A 23,186-nucleotide genomic window follows, 5' to 3' on the forward strand; every position below is an offset into this window, starting at 1 on the left:
GGCGGGCCGTGTTCGTGTGGCCGTGGGTGGCGCTGTGGCGGTATGTCGTCGTGCCGGTCACGAAGGGGATCGCCTGGCTCGGGAACGTGCTGCTCGTCGTGCCCGCCGTATGGGTGTACCAGCACGTGCTCACGCCCGTCGGGCACGGGATCGCCTGGGTGGCCGGGGCCGTCTGGGCGGGTGTTGTGTGGGTGGCCCGGGGTGTGTGGAGTGGAGCCGTCCGGGTCTGCCGGTGGATCGGGGCCGGGTTCGGCTGGGTGTACGCGCGCCTGCTGACTCCGGTCGGGCACGGGATCGCGTGGCTGGTCAGGGGGATCGGGCTCGTGCTTGCCGCGCTGGGGGTCGGTGTGTACACGGCCGTGTCCTGGCTCGTGCGGTATCTCCTCGTCGTGCCGGCCGTGTGGGTGTACCGGTATGTGCTCACGCCCGTCGGGCACGGGATCGCCTGGGTCGCGGGCGGGGTCGCGTGGCTCGTGCGGATGCTTCTCACCGGTGTGTGGCTCGCGCTGTACTGGACCGGGCGTGTGCTGATCGTGCTGCCCGCGCTCGCGGTGTGGCGGTGGGTACTGGCGCCGATCGGGCGGGCGCTCGTCGTCGTCGGGCGGGAGATCCGGGATGCGCTGGGGCACGCGTGGCGCATCGCAGGGCATGTGTCGCAGGCCGTCGGGAGGGCCCTCGGCACTCTCTTCCGGTGGATCTTCGTCGAGCCCGTCCGTTGGGTGTACCGCACCGTGCTGACCCCCGTCGGGCATGTCGTACGGGACGTGGTCTGGCGGCCCGCCGTCGAGGCCGCGCGCAGTGTGGGCCGTGCCGTCCGGCAGGCGCTGGCGTCCGCTCGTGAGTCCGTCCGGCAGGCCCGGGCCGACTTCCGGCGGATGCTCTTCGGAGAGCTGGAGCAGCGGCAGTCCGTCGGGCCTCGGGAACCTGTCGGCCGTGAGGCACGTACTCTTGGTAGCAGTACGACCGCACTCACGAAGGACTGAGCGACACTGGGCAAGCGACAGCCCGAAGGCCCGCCGCCCGCACCGGCGGTGCAGCGCATCCGACTGCGCTACACCAAGCGCGGCCGCCTCCGGTTCACCAGCCACCGTGACTTCCAGCGTGCTTTCGAGCGCGCGCTGCGCCGTGCCGAGGTGCCGATGGCGTACTCGGCGGGGTTCACGCCGCACCCGAAGGTGTCGTACGCCAATGCCGCACCCACCGGCACGGGCAGTGAGGCGGAGTACCTGGAGATCGCGCTCACCGAGGCGCGCGATCCCGACAAGCTGCGTGAGCTCCTCGACGAGTCGCTGCCCGCCGGGCTCGACATCGTCGACGCGGTCGAGGCCCGCACCTCGGGTCTCGCCGACCGGCTCACCGCGTCCGTCTGGGAGCTGCGTCTCGACGGGGTGACCCCCGAGGAGGCGGAGCGCGCGGTGGTGGCCTTCAAGGCGGCCGAGACCATCGAGGTCGAGCGCCAGACCAAGAAGGGCATGCGGGCCTTCGACGCCCGCGCCGCCGTCGTGAACCTTGAGGCAGTCCCTGAGGCGCACAGTCCACGGCCGACCGCAAGCGGAGCGGTCGGCGTCGCGGCCCTTTCTGGGCCGACCGACCAGCCCTGTGCGATACTGCGGCTGGTTGTTCGGCACGTGACGCCTGCCGTACGACCCGACGACGTCCTGTCCGGTCTCCGCGCCGTGGCCGACCTGGCGCCGCCGGTCCCCGCAGCGGTGACCAGGCTGGCGCAGGGGCTGTTCGATGAAGAGACCGGCACGGTGACCGACCCGCTCGCGCCCGACCGCGAGGCAGTAGCGACCGAGCCGCACACGGCCCGCGCGACTGCCGCCGCGACGGCGCCGGTGTAAGGAAGGTTCCGCGAAGGACGGACGTCGTAGCGCCGCCCTCGTACTCGGGAGCCACCTGGGTCGGGCAGCGCACCGACCAGAAGACTTCAGAAGACTTTCGCCAGGCCGTACGCAACATGGCGTACGGAACCGGCGAGACAGGACACAGCGAGCTCCCGTGTGGCGCCCGCGCCCCGGACGGCGGCACCGCGCACAGCGCGAGCCGCGGACGTCACCGGCATCGCCGGACCAGGCGCGGCGCCCGGGAGCCTGACGGGAGAACCGCCCGCATGCTCGAACCGAACGAACCCGCAGAGTCCGTGACGGACTCCGAACGCAACACCCCCAGCGACACCCTGCCGCCGCGGAGGCGGCGCCGTGCCGCGTCCCGCCCCGCGGGCCCGCCCGCGGGCACCGCCGAGGCGCCCGTGGAGACCATCGCGCCGGCCACACCGCCCGCGGACTCCGCGGCCCTTGCGGCCGACGAGACGGCCGCGACCACCGAGGTGGCGCGGGTCGTCGCGGTCGGGGAGATCACAGAGAACGAGAACGAGGAGGCGGTGGCTGAGGCGGCCGCCGCCGAAGAGGCGGTTGCGGAGGCCGCTGGGGCCGAGGTGGCTCCTGTGTCTTCTGCTCCGCGTACGAGGCGTCGGGCGACGCGGCGTGCGTCGGCGCCTGCCGGTGCGCCAGAGGCTGCGGAGACGGTGGTGTCCGTGGCTCCGGTGAGTGGTGAGAGCGGCGGCGTGGCTGCTGAGGCTGAGGCTGTCGAGGTTTCTGAGCCTGTCGTTGCCGAGTCGGCTCCGGTTGTCGGCGAGGCCGAGGTGGCTTCTGCTGCTGTGCCGCGTACGAGGCGTCGGGCGACGCGGCGTGCGTCGGCGCCCGCCGGGGCGCCCACGGCCGCCGAGACCGTCGTCGCCGAGGCGGCCGCGGAGACGCCCGCTGCTGAGGTCGAGACGCCCGCCGAGGCCGAGGAGAAGCCCGTGGCCGCGGAGGTGGCCGAGGATGCTGCTCCTCGCCGTACCCGTCGGCGTGCCACGCGGCGCGTGTCCGCGCCGGCCGGAGGGGCCACGGACGACGCCGCCCAGGCGAGCGTGACCGAGCCTGAGCCCGAGGCCGCGGCTGAAGAAGCCGGAGAGACTGTTGAGGCCGCTGAGGCTGTCGAGGCCAAGGCTGACGTCACGCAGGAGACCACGGTCGCGGAGGTCGAGGAGGCCGTCGAAGCCGCCGCTCCGCGTCGGACCCGTCGGCGGGCCACCCGCAAGGCTGCCGGTGGCTTCTCCGAGCCCAAGGTGCGGCCCGCGGCCGAGGACAGTGGCGAGCAAGAGGCGAAGCGGCCCGCGCGGCCGGCGGTCGCGGTGTTCCAGGCACCCGTGTTCACCGAGCCGATGTTCCAGACGCCGGAGCGGGCCGCGGCCGCCGCTGCCGCCGAGGCGGCGGAGGAGGCCCCCGCGGTCGAGGAGTTCCCGGAGGAGGAGAGCACCGGCTCGCGGCGGCGTCGCCGTCGGCGCGGCTTCGACGAGGAGCCCGCGGCCGTGACCACCGACGAGGCGGAAGAGGCCGACGAGGCCGAGGAGTCCGCCGAGGCGGAGGGGGCCGAGGGCGACGAGGCCGAGGAGACCGGAGCGCGCCGTCGGCGTCGCCGCGGTGGCCGTCGCCGTCGCCGGGGCGAGTCCGCCGAGGCGGAGGGTGAGTCCACGGAGTCCGAGGAGCTCGCCGCCGAGCAGGCCGCGCAGGACGCCGAGGACACCGCCGAGCAGGTCGACGAGGACGCCGAGGAGGCGGCCGACAGCCGGGGCGACGATGAGCAGGCAGGCTCCAGCAGCAGCCGTCGCCGTCGGCGCCGCCGTCGCCGCGCGGGGGACACGACCGTCGACACGGAGCCCGGCGAGGGCGACCCGGAGCGTACGGTCGTCAAGGTCCGCGAGCCGAGGGAACGGCGCGGGAAGGACACCGAACCCTCCGACGAGGTGCAGTCCATCAAGGGCTCGACCCGCCTGGAGGCCAAGAAGCAGCGCCGCCGGGAAGGCCGTGAGCAGGGCCGTCGCCGCGTCCCGATCATCACCGAGGCCGAGTTCCTGGCCCGCCGTGAGGCCGTCGAGCGTGTGATGGTCGTCCGGCAGAACGGCGACCGTACGCAGATCGGCGTCCTGGAGGACGGCGTGCTCGTCGAGCACTACGTCAACAAGGAGCAGTCGACCTCGTACGTCGGCAACGTGTACCTCGGCAAGGTGCAGAACGTGCTGCCGTCGATGGAGGCCGCGTTCATCGACATCGGCAAGGGACGGAACGCCGTTCTGTATGCCGGCGAGGTGAACTTCGAGGCGCTGGGGCTCTCGGGCGGGCCGCGGCGGATCGAGAGCGCCCTGAAGTCCGGGCAGTCCGTGCTCGTCCAGGTGACGAAGGACCCGATCGGCCACAAGGGTGCGCGTCTGACCAGCCAGGTCTCGCTGCCGGGCCGCTACCTGGTGTACGTCCCCGAGGGGTCGATGACCGGTATCAGCCGCAAGCTGCCCGACACCGAGCGCGCGCGTCTGAAGACCATCCTCAAGAAGATCGTCCCCGAGGACGCGGGCGTCATCGTGCGCACCGCCGCCGAGGGCGCGAGCGAGGAGGAGCTGCGCCGGGACGTCGAGCGGCTGCAGGCGCAGTGGGAGGACATCCGCAAGAAGTCGAAGAGCGGCGGCAGCTCGAACGCGCCGTCGCTGCTGTACGGCGAGCCGGACATGACCGTCCGCGTCGTCCGCGACATCTTCAACGAGGACTTCTCCAAGGTCATCGTGAGCGGTGACGAGGCGTGGGACACGGTGCACGGGTACGTCTCGCACGTGGCGCCCGACCTCGCCGACCGGCTGTCCAGGTGGACCTCCGAGGTCGACGTCTTCGCGACGTACCGGATCGACGAGCAGCTCGCCAAGGCGCTGGACCGGAAGGTCTGGCTGCCGAGCGGTGGTTCGCTGGTGATCGACAAGACCGAGGCCATGGTCGTGGTCGACGTCAACACCGGCAAGTTCACCGGCCAGGGCGGCAACCTGGAGGAGACGGTCACCAGGAACAACCTGGAGGCGGCCGAGGAGATCGTGCGCCAGCTGCGGCTGCGCGACCTGGGCGGCATCGTCGTGATCGACTTCATCGACATGGTGCTGGAGTCCAACCGGGACCTGGTGCTGCGGCGCCTGCTGGAGTGCCTGGGACGCGACCGTACGAAGCACCAGGTGGCCGAGGTGACGTCACTGGGGCTCGTGCAGATGACCCGTAAGCGGGTCGGGCAGGGGCTGCTGGAGTCGTTCTCCGAGACCTGCGTGCACTGCAACGGACGTGGCGTGATCGTGCACATGGATCAGGCGACGGGCGCGGGCGGCGGCGGCAAGCGGCGCAAGCGCGGGCGTGGGGGTGCCGAGCACGAGCACGTTCACGTGGCCGAGGCGGCCGAGGTTGCCGAGGTGGCGGAGTCGGTCGACGCCGAGTCCGGGGCCGAGGCTGTCGAGGGTGTGGCCGAGGTCGCGGCGGAGGTCGCCGAGGTCGCGGCCGAGTCGCTGGTGGGTGTTGTCGCGCCGGACGAGGAGCTGTACAGCAGCGTCGCCGAGGCGGAGGCCGCGGCTACGCGTGGGCGTACTCGGCGGCGGGCGACCCGGAAGGTCTCGGCACCGGCCAGGGCGCCGAAGGCGCGGAGGGGTGCGGAGGCCGAGCCGGCCGTGGCGGTGGAGAATCCGGTGGTCGAGACGGCGCCTGCCGTGACCGAGGAGGCTCCGGCGGTCTCGAAGGAGCCCGTGGCCGAGGCTGCCGCCGCTCCGGCGGACGCCGCGCCCAAGGGGCGTACGCGGCGGCGGGCGACTCGGAAGGCGTCTGCGCCGGCCGGGGCTCCTTCGGCCGAGGAGGCCGTGGTGACCGTGCCGGAGTCGGAGTCGGCTGCCGAGCCCGTTGCGGAGCCGGTGGCCGCTGAGGCGGTCGCCGAGCCGGTGGTTGCGGTTGAGGCTGCGGAGTCGGCTGCGCCTGCGCGGCCGCGGCGGCGGGCCGTGCGGAAGGCGACCGCGCCTACCGCGTCCGAGGATGCGGCTGTGGTGGTCGTGCCGGCGGCTTCGGCTGAGGCGGTTGGTGAGGCTCCTGCGGCGTCCGTGGCGGATGCGGCTTCTGAGGTCTCCGAGGCTTCCGCGGGTGAAGGTGTCGCGGAGGAGGCCCCGCCTGCCAAGAAGGCGGCGCGCAAGGCTGCGAAGAAGGCGACCGCCAAGAAGGCTGCCGTGAAGAAGACGGCGGCCAAGAAGACCGCCGCCAAGAAGACTACGGCGAAGAAGGCGACGAAGAAGTCGGCGACCAAGAAGACGGCCGCTGCGGCACAGCAGGCGCCGTCCACGGTGACGGCTTCCGCCGACGAAGGCTGAGTCTGTCGGGGCGTTTGCCTGGCTTGGTGAACCGGTGCCCCGGTCCGGTGGCTTGTCCGCTGGGCCGGGGCACCGGTGTGTCCTCCGGGGTTCGTTTCCCGCCGTCGTGGCTTGGGCGCCTGCGGTTACGTCGTGGTCGGGTGCGCGCCGGGAGGTCTCCGTCCTCGGTCCGGCGGGTCTGTGGGGGAGTCAGGTGCTCGGCGGTGGACGCCGGCCGCTGCGGGCGGACACCTCCCGGCACACCCCCTGCCGTGCGTACGCGGCTGGCGGCCGGTGGGGGCGGGCGTTGTGACCGTTGCGGTGCGCTCTCCCGCTGAGCTGTCGGAGGCCAGGAGGGCTCGCGTACCGCACCCCCCTCTTGGATCGCAGGCGACCACCTGTAAAACTCGGATGGTCAAGTGCTGGGCACATGAACGAACACCGGGCGGGCTCTGGGGAGAGCGCTTACTCGGGGGCAAGGCGGGGAGGGGATCGCATGGCGCGCGTGCGCCTGAGGGGTGCTGGGCGGCACCGTGGTGTGAAGCCGGTCAGGGGCGGGCGGCAGGCTGTGGCGTTGGCCACGGTGTTGTCGGCGGCGGGGGTGCAGGTCGCTGTGTCGGCAGGCACCGCCGAAGCCGCGCCCGCGTGGATCGAGGGGCCCATCTTCAACGATCCGTTGGGTGCGAGTGATGAGCAGCTCGCTCTTCGTACGCGGTTGATCGAGCTGACGGATGCGGCGCTGCCGGGGTCCACCATCAAGGTCGCCGTCTACCACGTGTGGGAGGCGTCGGTGGTGGACGCGCTGATCGCCGCCGAGAACCGTGGTGTCCGTGTGCAGGTGCTGCTCGACGAGTCGAGCGTCAGCGATCGGCCCGCCAACACGTCGTACAGCACTCTGGCGGCGGCGCTCGGTACGGATCGTACGAAGGGGTCGTACGTGACGACCTGTCCGGTGGACAAGTCCTGTCTGGGCGACCCGAAGTACGGGCAGTCGATCATGCACAACAAGTTCTGGCTGTTCTCGGCCGTCGAGGGCGCCACGAACGTCGTGGTGCAGACGACGTCCAACTCGACGCCTTCGGCGCACACCAAGTTCTTCAACGACGCCCTGCTGCTGCCGGACAACCCGACGATGTACGACGCGTACGCGGACTACTTCGACACGATGGTCGCCAGGGGCTGGAAGTCCTGGGAGTACCGGACGGTCAGTAACGGGCTCTACAAGGCCTACTTCTTTCCGCGGGCCGGGAGCTCGCGGGACACCGACACCGTGTATTCCGTGCTCAACAACGTCCAGTGCTCGTACAAGGACAGCGCGGGGGTCACCCAGAAGACCTGGGTTCGGGTGGCGATCTTCAAGATCACGCGGCTGGCCATCGCGGAGAAGCTGGTCGCGCTGAAGAAGGCCGGCTGCAACGTCAGCATCGTGTACGCCGAGTCGGACAGCGCGAAGAGCAGCGGCGGGACCAAGGGGACGTGGGAGATGATGCACACGTCCGGTGGGCCGACGGTGCGGTGCTACAACGACGACCGGGACCCGTTGAACCCCGGGAAGAAGCTGACCACGCCGTACATCATCCACACCAAGTACATCCTCGTGGACGGGATGTACGACGGTGCGCGGAAGAAGATCAGCTTTACCGGGTCGGGGAACTACACCGGGCCTGCGCTGCGGGAGAACGACGAGTCGATCGTCAAGGTCGACGACAGCGCCGTGCACGACATGTACAAGGCGCATTTCAACAAGGTGATCGGGGTCGCCTACCCGGGGAAGGCGGACGGCACGGACCTGTGCAAGGGCGTGAAGCCGCTGCCCGCGGACGGTGAGAAGCCCGCCACGTGACGGAGGGGCTCGGTTTGACCCCTTCGGGCGTGTCCTCGTACCCTTGACCGTCGGCGTGTCCCCTGATGCGTCACATCCCCGTAAACCTCATCCTCCCGGGCGCCGGACGCGCTTGTGGGAGAGGCCGTTCGTGTGTCGGACGGCTGGACTGCGGGGGTGCCGTTTCCGAGCGAGAGAGTGAGATCCGCGTGTACGCCATCGTGCGCAGCGGTGGTCGCCAGCACAAGGTTGCTGTCGGCGACATCGTTGAGGTTGACAAGATTTCCACTGCCAAGGTTGGCGACACGGTCGAGCTCTCGACCCTGCTCGTTGTCGACGGCGACGCTGTGACCAGCGACCCGTGGGTGCTGGCCGGCATCAAGGTCCAGGCCGAGGTCGTGGACCACCACAAGGGCCAGAAGATCGACATTCTGCGCTACAAGAACAAGACCGGCTACCGCCGTCGTCAGGGCCACCGCCAGCAGTACACGGCGATCAAGGTCACTGAGATCCCCGCGGCTGCGAAGTAAGGGACTGAGAAGAGATGGCACACAAGAAGGGCGCATCGTCCACCCGGAACGGTCGCGACTCGAACGCCCAGCGGCTCGGCGTGAAGCGCTTCGGCGGTCAGGTCGTCAACGCGGGTGAGATCCTGGTCCGCCAGCGTGGCACCCACTTCCACCCGGGCGCGGGCGTCGGCCGTGGCGGAGACGACACGCTGTTCGCGCTGCAGGCCGGTGCGGTGGAGTTCGGCTCCAGCCGTGGCCGCAAGGTCGTGAACATCGTTCCGGTCGCCTGACCGGAATTCCTCGCGAGGCGGACCTCACTTCCCGGTAGGGAAGGTGGGTCCGCCTTTCGCGTGTTGCAGCAACTGAAGACGGCTGCGCTGAAGACAGCCGCACTGGTACGCATTCGTAAGTTTCTGGAGGCACTGAACCATGACCACCTTCGTGGACCGCGTCGAGCTGCACGTCGCCGCGGGTAACGGAGGTCACGGCTGTGCCTCCGTCCACCGTGAGAAGTTCAAGCCGCTGGGCGGGCCCGACGGCGGCAACGGCGGGCGCGGCGGTGATGTGATCCTCGTCGTCGACCAGTCCGTCACCACGCTGCTCGACTACCACCACTCGCCCCACCGCAAGGCCACCAACGGCAAGCCCGGCGAGGGCGGCAACCGCTCCGGCAAGGACGGACAGGACCTGGTGCTGCCGGTGCCGGACGGGACCGTGGTGCTCGACAAGGCGGGCAACGTGCTCGCCGACCTGGTGGGGCACGGGACGTCGTACGTCGCCGCTCAGGGCGGCCGGGGCGGGCTCGGCAACGCGGCGCTGGCCTCCGCCCGGCGCAAGGCCCCCGGCTTCGCGCTGCTCGGTGAGCCGGGCGATCTCCAGGACATCGTGCTGGAGCTCAAGACCGTCGCCGACGTGGCGCTGGTGGGTTACCCGAGCGCCGGCAAGTCCTCGCTGATCTCCGTGCTCTCCGCCGCCAAGCCCAAGATCGCGGACTATCCGTTCACGACGCTCGTCCCGAACCTGGGCGTGGTGACCGCGGGCTCGACCGTGTACACGATCGCCGACGTGCCGGGGCTCATCCCGGGTGCCAGCCAGGGCAAGGGCCTGGGCCTGGAGTTCCTGCGCCATGTGGAGCGGTGCAGCGTGCTCGTGCACGTCCTGGACACGGCCACGCTGGAGTCCGAGCGGGACCCCGTCTCCGACCTCGACATCATCGAGGAGGAGCTGGCGCAGTACGGCGGCCTGGGCGACCGTCCGCGGATCGTGGTGCTCAACAAGATCGACGTACCGGACGGCAAGGACCTCGCCGAGATGGTGCGGCCGGACCTGGAGGAGCGCGGTTACCGGGTCTTCGAGGTGTCCGCGGTCGCGCACCTGGGGCTGAAGGAGCTGTCCTTCGCCCTCGCCGACCTGGTGGGCGCGGCGCGCGCCGCCCGGCCGAAGGAGGAGGCGACGCGGATCGTCATCCGCCCCAAGGCCGTCGACGACGCGGGCTTCACCGTCGTGCGCGAGGGCGACGGACTCTTCCGGGTGCGTGGCGAGAAGCCCGAGCGCTGGGTCCGCCAGACCGACTTCAACAACGACGAGGCCGTGGGCTACCTCGCCGACCGGCTGAACCGCCTCGGCGTGGAGGAGGAGCTCATGAAGGCGGGCGCCCGGACGGGCGACGGCGTCGCCATCGGGCCCGAGGACAATGCGGTCGTCTTCGACTGGGAGCCCACCGTCATGGCCGGCGCCGAGATGCTCGGCCGTCGTGGCGAGGACCATCGCCTCGAAGGCGTACGGCCCGCCGCGCAGCGTCGCCGGGACCGCGACGCCGAGCGGGACGAGGCAGAGCGGGAGTACGACGGCTTCGAGCCGTTCTAGCCGGGTGGGCGAGCGTCAGACCAGAACGTTCTTGTAGAAGACGTTCGCGAGGCGCTCGCCCGGTGTGCTGCCCGAGGCGAAGCCGAAGAAGAGGCGGGGCTCGCCTCCCGCGGTGGTGTGGACGGCCATGCCCTCCGGCTCACGGAAGGTGAGCGTGGAGCCCGCGCCGGTGAGGAACTCCTCCATCACCGCGCCGGTGTTCATGTCGACGCTCCAGAGCGTGGCGTCGTCCGTGTCGCTGTGCCCCGTGAGGCAGTACAGGTACTGGCCGTATGCCGTGTAGCCCTGGAACGAGTTCCGTACGGTGGTGTCGTCCGGGTCCAGGTACGTGATGCGGTCCGGCTGCCGGAAGTCGGCCGGCGGCTGGCCGAAGTCGCCGTTCGTGGCGGCCGTCAGGTCGTACGGGGCGAAGCGATGGATGCCTGAGCCCGCCGGCAGGTAGCGCACGATCATCCGGTGGTGCGTGGGGTCGGTGGCGCATGTGTGCCGGTCCGCGGAGGGCTTCGGCGTGTACGTCGTGACCGCCGGGGACGAGGCGGTCAGCGTGGTGCCGTCGCTGTACTTGAAGCGGGCCGGCCGCCGCCCGTAGCCGGCGGCGTCCGCGTCGACGTCGGTCCACAGGTAGGTCGACGTGCCCACGGACTGGGCGCCGATGGAGACCGCGTGGCCGAAGCCGGTCAGGTACATGTGGCCGATCGCCGTCCAGGTCGACCAAGCGAGCTCGGTGACGCACAGGTCGCCGGACGTGCCGGGCGAGCCCTCGCGCAACTGGGCCGTGAACAGCCGTTGGTTGGTCCGGTCGAAGGCGAAGCTCTGCATCACGGTGCCGTTGTAGAGCTCCCGGTTCCGGTACAGGTCGTGCGACGCCTGCCCGCCCAGCTGGAACCGCTTCGACGTGGGCACGGCCGCCGACACGGTCCCCGCGCCGTATCCGAGTCCGAGCGCGGCCAGTGAGAGGCCGCCTCCCGCGCGCAGCAGCGCGCGGCGGCTCAGGGCTTCGTTCATCAGGTCCCCCCCCGTTGACGGGCGATGAGCGCGTGAACAGCAGCAGGACCCTATGCGAAAGGCCCCGGGAGCGGGGCCTTGGGCTCTAGAGGTCGTCGCAACACCCCAGCTGGTGGGGTGCGATGGACTTCAAGATCCGGGAGAACCGGGGCAAGGCTCAGGGCCGCAAGATCCTGGTCCGTGAGCGGGAGGAATACTTCCGGCTCATGGATCAGGGCCTGAGCAGCGCCGAAGCCTGTAAACGCGTCGGGATCAACTACCGGACGGGCAAGCGGTGGCGCAACGGCCGGGGTGCTTCGGGGAAGGACAAGGCGAGACCTCCGGTACTTGCCGTGGTGCCGGCGCAAGGCCCGTCCCGGTATCTGCGCGAGGCCGACCGCATCCACATCGCCGACCGGCTGCGGGAGAAGGCCACGATCCGGCGGATAGCCGTCGAGCTGGGCCGCAGCCCGTCCACGATCAGCCGCGAGATCCGCCGCAGCCGGCACCCGGTCAACGGGCACTACCGGCCGCACGCCGCCCAGGCCCGTGCGGACATCCGCCGACCCCGGCCCAAGCCCGGGAAGATCGGTCAGAACCGGGCACTGCGGGACTTCATCCAGCGCCACCTCGACCTACGGTGGAGCCCCGAGCAGATCTGCCAGGCTCTGCGGGCACAGTTTCCCGACCGGCCGGAGATGCACGTGGCCCACGAGACGATCTACCAGGCCCTCTACGTCCAGGGCCGCGGCGAACTGCGCCGGGAACTCGCCAGGGCCCTGCGCACCGGCCGCGCCCGCCGCAAGCCCCGCCGACAGGCCCAGCAGCGCACTCCACGGTTCTCCACCCCGATGGTCATGATCAGCGAACGGCCCGCCGAGGCCGAAGACCGGGCCGTGCCCGGCCACTGGGAAGGCGACCTGATCATCGGCAAGGATGGCAACTCCGCCATCGGCACCCTCGTCGAGCGCGCCACCCGCTACGTGATGCTGCTGCACCTGCCCGAGGGCCGCACCGCCGAACACGTCCGCGATGCCCTGGTCGAAACCGCCAAGACGCTGCCCGCCCACCTGGTGCGCTCACTGACCTGGGACCAGGGCGCCGAGATGGCCGCTCACGGCTCCTTCACCGTCACCACCGACATCCCCGTCTACTTCTGTGACCCGGCCAGCCCCTGGCAACACGGCTCGAACGAGAACACAAACGGCCTGCTGCGGCAGTACTTCCCCAAAGGTACCGACCTGTCCGTCCACACCGGCCCACGCAAAACGCTCGGCTGGGAAACCCCAGCCGAGCGCCTGCATAAACCGCCCGGTCCCCCGGGGCCTCAACTCGCGCCGTACGACGGTACGTTGCGATCAGTGCTACGCGGTCACGGAGTCCCCCGCGCCGTTCGACCCGGCGTCGTCGGACATCTCCTCGGACGCCTCACGCGGCGAGGGGATCTCGCCGGCCAGGCGGGCCTCCATGACCACACGGCGCTCGTCGGCCTTCGCGCACAGAGCCCGGACCGCGTTGTTGAAGCGGACCAGGGACGGCGGGTCGGCCGGGCCGAGCAGGTGGTCCTTCAACTCCGCGCGGGCCGAGGTGAACTGGTCCTTCTCCGGGTGACGCACCGACTCCAGCAGGGCCGGGACGCCCTCGGCGGACGGGGTGAGGATGACGCCCGCCGACACGGTCGGGAAGCCCGTACGGAACGCCTCCTCCGTCAGGCCCGAGGTGTTGGCGACCGCGTACGGCTTCTCGCTGGACAGCCAGTCGGAGACCACCGACGAGACATCGCTGATCAGCAGGTCCGCCTGGTTGAAGCAGGCGAAGATCGCGGGGCGCGCGTCCGTGATGATCTGGTGCTCCCACTCCGGGAACGACGCCCAGTACGCCTTCTCCCAGGCGGTCGTGGCCTCGGTGATGGCGGCCTCGCGGTCGCCCCGGGGCGCGCCCTGGAGGAGCATGCGCTCCAGTTCGTCCGCGCTGTCGCGGAAGTGCGTGGAGGTGAGCTCGTCCAGTGCGGTGGTGCGGCGGACCAGCTCGGCGGCGGCCTCCGGGCCCGGCCGGGAGCCGGAACGCCGGGTGTTGGCCTCGCGGATCATCGCCATGATCCGCTCGTTCGCGGCGCCCGCGCGCGGATCGACGGAACCCGTCATCGGGTGCGGCTTGTACAGCAGGCGAACGTTGTCGTCGGCCAGGAGCCCGCGGACGATGTTCTCACCGGCCAGGACCACGGAGGTGTTGCCGGGGTTGCCGTCCCAGCCCTCCCAGGTGGGGGCGTACAGGACCGTCGTGAGGTGCTCGCTCGCGTCCTTGTCGCGCGGCCCCGTCGGCGCGCCCGAGTACGGGCGGATCGGCGCGAGCTGCGGGCGGCCGACCTCGACGATGTCCTTGTCCTCGACACCGACCTCGGCGAGCGCGTAGCGCTCGCGCGCCGCGGGACCGGCGACCCACACCTCGTCGTACGCCTTCGCGTACGGGTTGCAGGAGGACAGCTTGTCGCTCTCGCCGTGGTTGATGAACGCGTGCTTGATCGTGGGGATGCGCAGCACCTGCGAGGTCTTCGCGGCGTTCGCCGGGTGCAGCATCATCTGCAGCGACGAGTTCTCCAGCGAGAACATCGTCGCGACCTTCGGGAAGCAGATGATCGGCACGTCGGTGGCGTCGATCTTCTGCACCATGAACCGCTCGCGCAGCACGATCAGCGGCTGGCCCTCGACCTTGGAGAGCGTGGACAGCCACATGTTCGCCTGGTACGCCGACGTCGTGCCGCCCGAGAAGTACATGGCGACCGTCGGCCGGTAGCCGGCCAGCCACTGGTCCAGCCACTCCATGACCTGCTGCTCGTTCTTCGCCCGCTTCTTCGGCAGCAGCCAGGTCGCCAGGTACGCCGTGCCGCCGAGGGTCAGGGCGAGCGCGGTACCGAGGCCGATGCCGCCCCAGAGGCCGTCCTTGGTGGCGGCGGTGGCCATCAGGCCGGCCGTGGTCGGCAGCGAGAACGCCAGCAGACGGTGGGCCTGGCGGCGGGCCAGCAGGCGCGGCGGGGCGGCGGTCAGCCGCAGCGCGGACGCGTCGATGTTCCGCGTCACGATCGGCAGCGTCCGGGTGCGGCGCACCAGCACCGCCATGCCCTGGCAGGCGAAGTGCAGCGCGTAGAAGGCGCACAGGCCGACCACCAGGGGCGCGTGCTCGGTCTCCGGGTCGATGCCCTCGATCCGCAGCAGCCCCACCAGGATCAGCATGTCGCGCAGCAGCTGCCGGACCAGCGTGTCGAAGCGGACCTTGCCGAGGACCGCGAGCAGACCGGGGTCCCGGTACTGCAGCGCGGTGTCCAGGACGAGGCCGGCCGCGCTCGCCGCGACGAACACCGGGACGTTCGGCAGCAGCGCGGAGACGATCTGGGCCGTGAAGAGCGCGAACATCGCCAGCAGCGCGGACAGCTGCGCGATGCGGCGGGGGGCGAGCCTTGCGGAGGGCACTGGCTGGGCTCCTGCGGAGGGAATCGATGACGGATGGGGGGAAAGTAGCGGAGAGATTAGTGGGGGCGGCCCGCCTCCGTGCGCGCGCCCCGGGCGTTTTCCGCCCCATGGGCGCCTCGAACAGGTGAGGCCGACCCCTGACGGTATGACCTACGGAGCCGGGGGAGCAATCTTCCGCGGAATCAATCGGCGCAAAAGGTGCATATCCGTCACGCGTCGGGCGTCCGGTCGGCCGTCCACCCACCGAAATGCCGCGACATCCGCCCCCGACGCTCACGTAGATTGCAGACACCGGCGGGTCGGAGCCGGGGAAAAGTGGGGATACGCGTGTCTACGGCAGGGCAGGGCGTCGCGAGGCGGCAGGGCGTGGCGGAAGCGCGCAGGGTCGTCGTCAAGGTGGGCTCCTCGTCCCTGACCACGGCGGCCGGGGGCCTGGACGCGGACCGGGTGGACGCCCTCGTCGATGTGCTCGCCAAGGTGCGCAGCGGAGGTGAGAGGGAGATCGTGCTGGTCTCCTCCGGGGCCATCGCCGCCGGGCTCGCACCGCTGGGCCTGCGCCGGCGCCCCAAGGACCTCGCCCGGCAGCAGGCGGCCGCGAGCGTCGGCCAGGGCCTCCTCGTGGCCCGCTACACGGCCTCCTGTGCCCGGTACGGCATCCGCGTCGGCCAGGTGCTCCTCACCTCCGACGACATGAGCCGCCGCGCCCACCACCGCAACGCCTCGCGCACCCTCGACAAGCTGCTCGCGATGGGCGCGCTGCCGGTCGTCAACGAGAACGACACCGTCGCCACGGACGAGATCCGCTTCGGCGACAACGACCGCCTCGCCGCGCTCGTCGCCCACCTGGTCCGGGCCGACCTGCTGGTCCTGCTCTCGGACGTGGACGGCGTCTACGACGGCGACCCCGGCAAGGCCGGCACCTCACGGATAGCGGAGGTGCGGGGGCCCGAGGACCTCGCCCACGTCGAGATCGGCAGCACGGGCAAGGCCGGCGTCGGCACCGGCGGCATGGTCACCAAGGTCGAGGCCGCCGGGATCGCCACAGGGGCGGGCGTCCCCGTGGTCCTGACCAGCGCCATCCACGCGGCGGACGCCCTCACCGGCCGCGACACCGGCACGTACTTCCACCCCACGGGCAAGCGTTCCGCCGACCGGCTGCTGTGGCTCCAGCACGCCTCCACCCCGCAGGGCTCGCTCACCCTCGACGACGGGGCCGTGCGTGCGGTCGTCGAGGGCCGCAAGTCGCTGCTGCCCGCGGGCATCGCGGCGGTCGAGGGTGAGTTCACCGCGGGCGACCCCGTCGAGCTGCGGGACGGCGAGGGGCGAGCGGTGGCGCGGGGGCTCGTCAACTTCGACGCCAAGGAGATCCCCCGGCTGATCGGCCGCTCGACCAGGGAACTGGCGCGCGAGCTGGGACCCGCGTACGAACGAGAGGTCGTACACAGGGACGACCTGGCCCTGCTTCACCCTTGACCGAACGCGCCCGGAAAGGGCCGAATCACAGGCTTCCGGCGGGCCACGTTCCGTAAAACCGCCACGCGGAGCCGTCCGGCCTGCTCAACTTTGTTGCAGGGAGATTCCGCCCGGCCAAGGCCCGGTCATTGCGAAAAGGAGGCTGTCGTGAGACAAGTGCGCCCTGGGGCGGCGGTGTCCCGCGGTGGTGGTGCCTCCCCCGGGGCCGGCGAGGAGCGCGCGCTGACCAGCGTCGCGGCCGGAGACGCGTACGACGGGCAGGCCGCCCGGCAGCGTTCCGGGCGGCCGTCCGGAACGCAGGAGCCGACGGACGTTCCGCGGCTGTGGCATGTGACGCTCAGCGTCTCGGGCGGCGAGGCTCCGCTGACGGAGGTGCGGCGCGGTCTCGAACAGCTCGCCCACGACCACCCCTTTCTGCTGACCAGCCGCTACGCCACCGACCACGCCGAGATCCGCTACTGGGAAGAGGCCCGCGACCTGCACGACGCGGCCGCCGTCGCCCTGCGCCTGTGGGGCGAGCACCGCCAGAGCGCCAGACTGCCACCTTGGGAGATCGTCGGCCTGGAGGTCATCGACCGCGAGACGTACCACCAGCGCATCGCCGAGGGACACGGGCCGCTGCCGGCGACGCCCGTGGGGGTGCATCCCTTCTGAGGGCCGTCCTCCTGAAGGACCGCTCGTCTGCAGGGCCGCCCTTCTGAGTGACCGCTCAGGGGGCGCCTGCGCGTCCGGAAGGGGCGTGCGGGCAGGGAGAGAAGCGCCTTTCGGGTGGCTTTGGGCGCCGCTCAGCGCCGTGTCTCGCGCTTTGGGATAGTCGATGGACGTCTCCGCCCGGCGCACTACCCTTCCAGCATGACCACGCTCTCGCCGTACGACGCCATGTCCCCGGTCACCCGGGTCGCCTACCGCGCCAAGGCCGCCGCCGCCGATCTCGCGCCGCTGCCGCGCGCCGAGAAGGACGACGCGCTGCTCGCGATCGCGGACGCGCTGGAGGTCCGCACGAGCGAGATCGTCGCGGCCAACGCCCAGGACATCGAGCGTGCTCGTGAGGCCGGCACCAGCGAGGCGATCATCGACCGGCTGACGCTGACCCCGGAGCGGGTCCGGGCCATCGCCTCCGACGTGCGCGACGTCGTGTCGCTCCCCGACCCGGTCGGCGAGGTCGTCCGCGGCTCCACCCTGCCGAACGGTATCGACCTGCGCCAGGTGCGCGTCCCGCTGGGAGTCGTCGGCATCATCTACGAGGCCCGGCCGAACGTGACCGTCGACGCCGCCGCCCTGTGCCTGAAGTCCGGCAACGCGGTGCTGCTGCGGGGCTCGTCGTCGGCGTACGAGTCGAACGCCGCGCTCGTCCGGGTGCTCCGGGACGCCGTCGGCGGTGCCGGGCTGCCCGCCGACGCCGTGCAGCTCGTACCCGGCGAGAGCCGTGAGTCCGTACGCGAGCTGATGCGTGCCCGCGGCCTCGTCGACGTGCTCATCCCTCGCGGCGGCGCCTCCCTGATCCGTACGGTCGTCGAGGAGTCGACCGTCCCCGTGATCGAGACGGGCACCGGCAACTGCCACGTGTACGTCGATGCCCACGCCGACCTCGACATGGCCATCGAGATCCTGATCAACTCCAAGGCCCAGCGGGTGAGCGTCTGCAACGCCGCCGAGACCCTGCTGGTCCACCAGGACATCGCCCCCGAGTTCCTGCCGCGCGCCCTGGACGCACTGGCCGACGCCGGGGTGACCGTGCACGGCGACGAGCGCGTGCTGGCCTACGCCAAGGACACGCGGGCCACCGTCGTCGAGGCCACCACGGACGACTGGGAGACCGAGTACCTCTCGTACGACATCGCCGCCGCCGTCGTCGACTCGCTCGACAGGGCCGTGGAGCACATCCGGCTGTGGACCTCCGGGCACACCGAGGCGATCGTGACGACCTCGCAGCAGGCCGCCCGCCGCTTCACCCAACTGGTGGACTCCACGACGGTCGCGGTGAACGCCTCCACCCGCTTCACGGACGGCGGCCAGTTCGGCTTCGGGGCCGAGATCGGCATCTCGACGCAGAAGCTGCACGCCCGGGGGCCCATGGGGCTGCCGGAGCTGACGAGCACGAAGTACATCGTGACCGGCGACGGACACGTACGGCGCTGAGTTGAACGCTGGGCAGTTGAACTCGTAACAGAACTGGCGAGGGTGGCCGGGCGCCCGGCGTGCGCCCGGCTCACGGCGGGCCCTGTGCGCGCGGGCGCCCGAGGGCGTCCAGGGAGCGCTGGGAACGGTCACATTCCTGTGAACTGTCCTCGCAAAGCGGATGAATTTCCTTACCGTCTGCCCAAATTACCCCCTCAGGACTACCCTGGAAGGGTGCCGGAGGACGTGGGGGGCACGCCGTTCCCTGACGGCGGGGAGCCCGACGACGACCGCGACCGCGGAGGTATGGACGAAGAGTTCGCCTCCGTGGTCTTCGACGAGGCCTTCGTACAGGCGGCAGCGGTCCACGAGCCGACCGCCGTCGAACGCCTCCTGGCAGCCGCCCAGGCCCGCGCCGAAGCGCAGGAGGCCGAAGCGCGCCGGGCGCACACCAGAGGCGCGCGCGGCGACGACGAGCGCTACGAGGACGGCTACGGACCCGACGGCGACTACGGCTACGGCCGGGACCCCGACGACCTGGACGACGCGGAGATCCTGGAGGACCGCTACGGCGCGCCGGGATACGGCGGGGCGTACGGCAAGCAGGCCCGCTGGCACCGGCCCGTCGCCTGGGTGCTCGCCCTCGTGATGGGCATCGGCATGGTCGCCCTCGCCTTCACGGCGGTCTACCGCGGTGCCTCCTCGGGCGGCCGCCAGGACCAGGTCCCACCACCCGCCTCCACCAGTCCGGAGCAGGGCGGCGCGACGGCTCCCACGGGCCCCTCGGCCTCGGCCGACTATTCCCAGCCACCGGTGTCGGCGGTGCCGCGCACGCCCTGAGGAGGGGCCGTTCCGCGGTTCGACAACCGTTCGAAAACCTGGTGAGAACCTGTCAGAACTTGTCACGCAGCCGCGCGTTTACCTGGGCCTCAACAGACCTACTCTGAAGGTATGGGCGGGCCAGGAGACCCACCTGAGGGGCCACCCGAGGGTGCTCCCGGTGGAGAGGACGAGTACCGATCCGTCGTCTTCGACGAGTCGTTCGTCCGTGCTGCCCGCCTCCAGGAGTTCTCCGCCCAGGAGCGCATCAGTGACCACGCCCCCGCCGTACGCCGCCGCCCGCCCCTGCGGCGTGGCCTGTCCCGGCAGGCGCTGATCCTCGTCCTGCTGATCGCCATGGCCTTCGGCACCGCGATCTACATGGGCATGCGCCATCCGTACCGGACACCGACCGCCCAGCCCACCGACCCGCTGCGGATGACCGTCATCCCGCTCGCGCCCCAGGCCCGGGTACCCGGCACCACGAACCCCGAGAAGCTGTACGCGCACAGCCCGGCCGCCCAGTTCCGCATCGGCGCCGAAGGCATTACCATGCCCGCCACCCGCCGTACCGCGCACTTCTCGGACAGCCAGGTCGTCACCGCGCTGAGCACCGCCAAGGACTACATCGTGGCGTCCGCCCTCGCCCCGGAGGTGCTGAGCGGGATGTCCGTGCGGCCCGCGCGGATGCTGCTCGACCCGGAGCAGCTCGACCAGTTCGACCGGAGCTTCGAGCGCCCCACCGCCGACGGACGGCACGCCCCCACCGGCTGGCTGGTCCGCTTCGACCCCTCCCGCGCCGAGCTCGCCGACACCAAGATCCGCGTCCAGGGCACGCTGCAGGCCGCCGAGTACGACGGCAGCACCCTTGAGGTCGTCGCCGACCACACCCTCGTGTACGCGCTGCGGCCCGCCGGCTCCGATGCCAGTGCCAAGGCCTCCCTGTTCACCGTCCGGCGCGAGCTGCAGTTCCGCTTCGACAGCGACGACCTGCGCACCCATCAGGCCGAACTCGTCGCCTCCTACGTCCAGGCCGGCCCGCTCTCCTGCTCCGAGGACTCCACGAACCACCTGCGCCCGCTGCTCGCCGGCCAGACGGCCAGGGAGGGCGGCCCGGCCGGCACGGACCCCTTCGCGACGGGCAGCGCCACGGCTCTGTGCGGGTCACTCGCACAGAGCGCGCAGCCAGAGGTGTGACCCGCGGTCACGCCTCGTTGTCGGGGCCGTCGGGGCGCTTGTCCTTGGAGGAGTCGCCACCGCCGCTGTCCTTGGACGATCCGCCACCGCCGCCCGCGAAGCCGCCGAACCCTCGCCGTACCCGGCCGCCGAGGTCGCCCGCGCCGCCGGCGATGTCGGTGACCAGCTTCATCAGCGGGTCCTTGGAGTTCTTCACATCGCTGGCGTAGCTGGCCGCCGACTGCCGGAACGAGTCGGTCACCGAGGTGTCCTTGTCCTCGTCGCGTCGCGGGTAGTGACCGTCCATGATCCGCTGGTAGTCGCGGGACTCCGCCCACTGCTTCAGCTCGGCCGCGCGGACGGTGGTGAAGGGGTGCGAGCGGGGCATGACGTTCAGGATCTTGAGCACGGAGTCGCGCAGGTCGCCCGCGGCCTCGTACTCGTCGGCCTGCGCGAGGAACGCGTCCACGTTCATCTCGTGCAGGTGGTTGCCGCCCGCGATCTTCATCAGACCGCGCATCGAGGCCTGCAGATCCTGGCCGACCAGCAGGCCCGCGCGGTCCGCGGACAGCTCCGACTTGCGGAACCACTCGCGCAGCGCGGTCACGATCGCCATGATCGCGAGGTTGCCCAGTGGAATCCACGCCACCCGCAGGGCCAGGCTGGTCAGGAAGAGCAGGATCGTGCGGTAGACGGAGTGGCCCGAGAGGGCGTGGCCCACCTCGTGACCGACGACCGCCCGCATCTCCTCCTCGTCGAGCAGCTCGACGAGCCCCGTGGTCACGACGATGATCGGCTCGTCCAGGCCTATGCACATCGCGTTCGGCTGCGGGTCCTGGTTCACGTACATCGGCGGGACCTTCTCCAGGTCCAGGATGTAGCAGGCGTCCCGCAGCATGTCGTTCAGGTGTGCGAACTGCGCGTCCGAGACCCGTACGGAGTCGGACAGGAACAGCAGCCTCAGGCTGCGCTCGGGCAGCAGACCACTGAGCGCCTTGAAGACCGTGTCGAAGCCGCTGAGCTTGCGCAGGGCCACCAGGGCCGAGCGGTCCGCGGGATGTTCGTACGCCCGCGAGGAGATCCCCTCGAAGCGCCTGCGCTGCCTGCTGGGCACGTTCTCGCGCCCGTTCTGCTCGTGGCTGTCGTCGGACATGTGTCCCCCATGCGTCTGATTGCCCAGTGTGCCCCCCGAGGCGGGTTCCAGCCTAGGCGGAGATACCGTGACAGGGCAGCACACCGTTAGGAGCGATCCCATGGAACACGTCACGGCAGCCCGCTGGATCACCGAGGCCGCGACCGCAGCCGAGCAGCAGGGGCCGGGCAATCTGCTGCGCGTCGTACTGATCGTGATGATCGTCGGATGCGTCCTGGGTGGATGGTTCCTGCTGCGCGGCTACCGGCGGGACGACGACTGACGGTCGGTTTCCGGGTGGGCGGGGTGGCGGGTGGCTTGCGCTGTGGCGGCTTCACCGCGTGGCGGCTTCCAGCTCCGGTGGACTCGGGCGGGCTGTCTCGTTCATGTCCTGGGGGTGCGGTCTCGGGACGTCCTGGGTCGCGGGCTCGTACAGGCAATGAATACGGACGCGACGGGGGTCCCGTTCACCGGGTGCCCGGCGGCCGCCCTTCCCCGCGGCGGAGTCGGGGTGATCGCGGCGGAGGCGCCCGCATACGATGGGCCGGAGTCTTAGTCCCGTTCCCACACCCGGATAGGTCAGCCGACGATGAGCTTCCACAGCACCGCTGCCCAGTTGGTCACTCTCGCCTCCGAGGGCGAGGGGAACGGCGGCAACCACGAGAGCCTCAACCCCTATCTGACCGGCGGCGGAGCGCTCTTCGCGCTGCTGCTCCTGCTGTGGATCACGACCCGCTTCAACCGGGACCGCTGAATCCCCGCAAAAGGACGTTCGACCGGGGCGCGTCGGCCGGGCCGGTAGGGTCTGCACGCATGGGAGAGCAGGAAATGCCTACCGGTCCGGAGCACACCAAGGCGAACGGTCCGGAGCACGAGAGGGAGCGCGACCCGGCGATAGGCCAGGTGCGGGGCGCCGGAAACGGCTCGTCTGCGACGGGCCGGCGACGCCTCGGTGTCATGGGCGGAACGTTCGACCCGATCCACAACGGGCACCTCGTCGCCGCCCAGGAGGTCGCCGCCCAGTTCCACCTCGACGAGGTCGTGTTCGTACCGACCGGCCAGCCGTGGCAGAAGACCCACCGCAAGGTCTCCCCCGCGGAGGACCGCTACCTGATGACCGTTATCGCGACCGCCGAGAACCCTCACTTCTCGGTCAGCCGCATCGACATCGACCGCGGCGGCCCCACCTACACCACGGACACCCTGCGTGAACTGCGGGCGCTCAACCCCGACACGGACCTCTTCTTCATCACCGGCGCCGACGCGCTGAGCCAGATCCTCACCTGGCGTGACACGGACGAGTTGTTCTCCCTCGCGCACTTCATCGGCGTCACGCGGCCCGGCCACACCCTCGCCGACCCGGGCCTGCCCGCGGGCGGGGTCTCTTTGGTCGAGGTTCCGGCCATGGCCATCTCGTCCACAGACTGCCGTGCAAGGGTCGCGAAGGGCGATCCCGTCTGGTATCTGGTGCCGGACGGTGTGGTGCGCTACATCGACAAGCGGCAGCTGTACCGCGGCGAGTGAGCCGAGAGGGGCACCGGTGAACGACCGATACGACGCTGGCCACGGGGGCGACCAGTACGAACTCGTCGGCTATGACGAGTTCGGGCAGCCTGTGTACCGGCAGGTGCCCGCCCAGCCC

General features: G+C 70.9%; 18 protein-coding genes and 2 pseudogenes. 17 read left to right on the forward strand and 3 right to left on the reverse strand.

Annotation, left to right across the window (positions count from 1 at the left end):
• The 7 genes from FPZ41_RS30365 to obgE form a co-directional block, all read left to right on the forward strand.
• On the forward strand, nucleotides 1–983 hold a 983-nt coding region (locus tag FPZ41_RS30365), incomplete at its 5' end, for a hypothetical protein (protein WP_152866852.1).
• A 48-nt stretch (nucleotides 984–1,031) separates the two neighbouring features.
• On the forward strand, nucleotides 1,032–1,844 hold the full coding sequence (locus FPZ41_RS30370; RefSeq protein ID WP_322620915.1) for a TIGR03936 family radical SAM-associated protein: 813 nt from the start codon (nucleotides 1,032–1,034) through the stop codon (nucleotides 1,842–1,844).
• 269 nt (nucleotides 1,845–2,113) lie between these two features.
• Nucleotides 2,114–6,199 (forward strand): Rne/Rng family ribonuclease, encoded by a 4,086-nt coding sequence (locus FPZ41_RS30375; protein WP_152866854.1) that lies wholly within the window; start codon nucleotides 2,114–2,116, stop codon nucleotides 6,197–6,199.
• A 475-nt stretch (nucleotides 6,200–6,674) separates the two neighbouring features.
• Nucleotides 6,675–8,021 carry a phospholipase D-like domain-containing protein gene (locus FPZ41_RS30380; protein WP_152866855.1) on the forward strand — a complete coding sequence of 449 codons (1,347 nt, stop codon included), beginning with the start codon at nucleotides 6,675–6,677 and terminating at the stop codon, nucleotides 8,019–8,021.
• A 188-nt stretch (nucleotides 8,022–8,209) separates the two neighbouring features.
• Nucleotides 8,210–8,530: a 50S ribosomal protein L21 gene (rplU, locus tag FPZ41_RS30385; RefSeq protein WP_004931419.1), complete on the forward strand. Its 321-nt coding sequence runs from the start codon at nucleotides 8,210–8,212 to the stop codon at nucleotides 8,528–8,530.
• 14 nt (nucleotides 8,531–8,544) lie between these two features.
• Entirely contained in the window at nucleotides 8,545–8,799 is a 255-nt protein-coding gene (rpmA, locus tag FPZ41_RS30390) for a 50S ribosomal protein L27 (RefSeq protein ID WP_055620927.1), read from the forward strand.
• Nucleotides 8,800–8,938: 139 nt separating this feature from the next.
• Entirely contained in the window at nucleotides 8,939–10,375 is a 1,437-nt protein-coding gene (gene obgE / locus FPZ41_RS30395) for a GTPase ObgE (RefSeq protein WP_152866856.1), read from the forward strand.
• A 15-nt stretch (nucleotides 10,376–10,390) separates the two neighbouring features.
• Here the strand turns inward: obgE and FPZ41_RS30400 are convergent, their stop codons facing one another.
• A complete protein-coding gene (locus FPZ41_RS30400; protein WP_152866857.1) occupies nucleotides 10,391–11,380 on the reverse strand; it encodes a phage baseplate protein in 990 nt (329 codons plus the stop codon).
• Nucleotides 11,381–11,586: 206 nt separating this feature from the next.
• Here FPZ41_RS30400 and FPZ41_RS30405 point away from each other — a divergent pair.
• Nucleotides 11,587–12,666: pseudogene (locus tag FPZ41_RS30405) on the forward strand (IS30 family transposase); the annotation flags it as partial.
• Nucleotides 12,667–12,723: 57 nt separating this feature from the next.
• Here the strand turns inward: FPZ41_RS30405 and FPZ41_RS30410 are convergent.
• Complete coding sequence (locus FPZ41_RS30410; RefSeq protein WP_322620916.1) at nucleotides 12,724–14,826, reverse strand: hypothetical protein; 2,103 nt, start codon at nucleotides 14,824–14,826, stop codon at nucleotides 12,724–12,726.
• Nucleotides 14,827–15,192: 366 nt separating this feature from the next.
• Between FPZ41_RS30410 and proB the strand changes: the two genes are divergently transcribed.
• The 5 genes from proB (at nucleotide 15,193) to FPZ41_RS30435 (ending at nucleotide 20,433) form a co-directional block, all read left to right on the forward strand.
• Nucleotides 15,193–16,299 carry a glutamate 5-kinase gene (proB, locus tag FPZ41_RS30415; RefSeq protein WP_322620917.1) on the forward strand — a complete coding sequence of 369 codons (1,107 nt, stop codon included), beginning with the start codon at nucleotides 15,193–15,195 and terminating at the stop codon, nucleotides 16,297–16,299.
• A gap of 156 nt (nucleotides 16,300–16,455) precedes the next feature.
• On the forward strand, nucleotides 16,456–16,953 hold the full coding sequence (locus tag FPZ41_RS30420; RefSeq protein ID WP_322620920.1) for a hypothetical protein: 498 nt from the start codon (nucleotides 16,456–16,458) through the stop codon (nucleotides 16,951–16,953).
• 198 nt (nucleotides 16,954–17,151) lie between these two features.
• The gene (locus tag FPZ41_RS30425) at nucleotides 17,152–18,438 is read left to right on the forward strand and encodes a glutamate-5-semialdehyde dehydrogenase (protein ID WP_152866860.1); all 1,287 of its coding nucleotides are present in this window, start codon (nucleotides 17,152–17,154) and stop codon (nucleotides 18,436–18,438) included.
• A gap of 213 nt (nucleotides 18,439–18,651) precedes the next feature.
• Entirely contained in the window at nucleotides 18,652–19,257 is a 606-nt protein-coding gene (locus tag FPZ41_RS30430) for an SCO2584 family spore wall biosynthesis protein (protein ID WP_322620918.1), read from the forward strand.
• Between the two features lie 111 nt (nucleotides 19,258–19,368).
• The gene (locus tag FPZ41_RS30435) at nucleotides 19,369–20,433 is read left to right on the forward strand and encodes an SCO2583 family membrane protein (RefSeq protein WP_152866861.1); all 1,065 of its coding nucleotides are present in this window, start codon (nucleotides 19,369–19,371) and stop codon (nucleotides 20,431–20,433) included.
• A 7-nt stretch (nucleotides 20,434–20,440) separates the two neighbouring features.
• Here FPZ41_RS30435 and FPZ41_RS30440 read toward each other — a convergent pair whose 3' ends face one another.
• On the reverse strand, nucleotides 20,441–21,565 hold the full coding sequence (locus FPZ41_RS30440; protein WP_152866862.1) for a M48 family metallopeptidase: 1,125 nt from the start codon (nucleotides 21,563–21,565) through the stop codon (nucleotides 20,441–20,443).
• Nucleotides 21,566–21,665: 100 nt separating this feature from the next.
• On the opposite strand from FPZ41_RS30440, the gene FPZ41_RS47350 reads away from it, so the two are divergent.
• From FPZ41_RS47350 to FPZ41_RS49980, 4 genes and pseudogenes are all read left to right on the forward strand, one after another.
• Nucleotides 21,666–21,827 carry a hypothetical protein gene (locus FPZ41_RS47350; RefSeq protein ID WP_194236259.1) on the forward strand — a complete coding sequence of 54 codons (162 nt, stop codon included), beginning with the start codon at nucleotides 21,666–21,668 and terminating at the stop codon, nucleotides 21,825–21,827.
• 306 nt (nucleotides 21,828–22,133) lie between these two features.
• Nucleotides 22,134–22,298, forward strand: coding sequence for a hypothetical protein (locus FPZ41_RS47355; RefSeq protein ID WP_165934974.1), 165 nt, complete (start codon nucleotides 22,134–22,136; stop codon nucleotides 22,296–22,298).
• 59 nt (nucleotides 22,299–22,357) lie between these two features.
• Nucleotides 22,358–23,068 carry a nicotinate-nucleotide adenylyltransferase gene (nadD, locus tag FPZ41_RS30445; protein ID WP_152866863.1) on the forward strand — a complete coding sequence of 237 codons (711 nt, stop codon included), beginning with the start codon at nucleotides 22,358–22,360 and terminating at the stop codon, nucleotides 23,066–23,068.
• A pseudogene (locus FPZ41_RS49980) lies at nucleotides 22,974–23,186 on the forward strand (LytR family transcriptional regulator); the annotation flags it as partial. The gene nadD and the pseudogene FPZ41_RS49980, both read left to right, overlap by 95 nt.

It is taken from the genome of Streptomyces acidicola (assembly GCF_009377235.1).
GTDB classification, from domain to species: domain Bacteria; phylum Actinomycetota; class Actinomycetes; order Streptomycetales; family Streptomycetaceae; genus Streptomyces; species Streptomyces acidicola.

Coding starts and splice junctions, on each gene's coding strand:
- FPZ41_RS30375 (WP_152866854.1), top strand. CDS start 2,114: ATGCTCGAACCGAACGAACCCGCAGAGTCCGTGACGGACTCCGAACGC.
- FPZ41_RS30380 (WP_152866855.1), top strand. CDS start 6,675: ATGGCGCGCGTGCGCCTGAGGGGTGCTGGGCGGCACCGTGGTGTGAAG.
- rpmA (WP_055620927.1), top strand. CDS start 8,545: ATGGCACACAAGAAGGGCGCATCGTCCACCCGGAACGGTCGCGACTCG.
- obgE (WP_152866856.1), top strand. CDS start 8,939: ATGACCACCTTCGTGGACCGCGTCGAGCTGCACGTCGCCGCGGGTAAC.
- FPZ41_RS30400 (WP_152866857.1), bottom strand. CDS start 11,380: ATGAACGAAGCCCTGAGCCGCCGCGCGCTGCTGCGCGCGGGAGGCGGC.
- FPZ41_RS30425 (WP_152866860.1), top strand. CDS start 17,152: ATGACCACGCTCTCGCCGTACGACGCCATGTCCCCGGTCACCCGGGTC.
- FPZ41_RS30435 (WP_152866861.1), top strand. CDS start 19,369: ATGGGCGGGCCAGGAGACCCACCTGAGGGGCCACCCGAGGGTGCTCCC.
- FPZ41_RS30440 (WP_152866862.1), bottom strand. CDS start 21,565: ATGTCCGACGACAGCCACGAGCAGAACGGGCGCGAGAACGTGCCCAGC.
- FPZ41_RS47350 (WP_194236259.1), top strand. CDS start 21,666: ATGGAACACGTCACGGCAGCCCGCTGGATCACCGAGGCCGCGACCGCA.
- FPZ41_RS47355 (WP_165934974.1), top strand. CDS start 22,134: ATGAGCTTCCACAGCACCGCTGCCCAGTTGGTCACTCTCGCCTCCGAG.
- nadD (WP_152866863.1), top strand. CDS start 22,358: ATGGGAGAGCAGGAAATGCCTACCGGTCCGGAGCACACCAAGGCGAAC.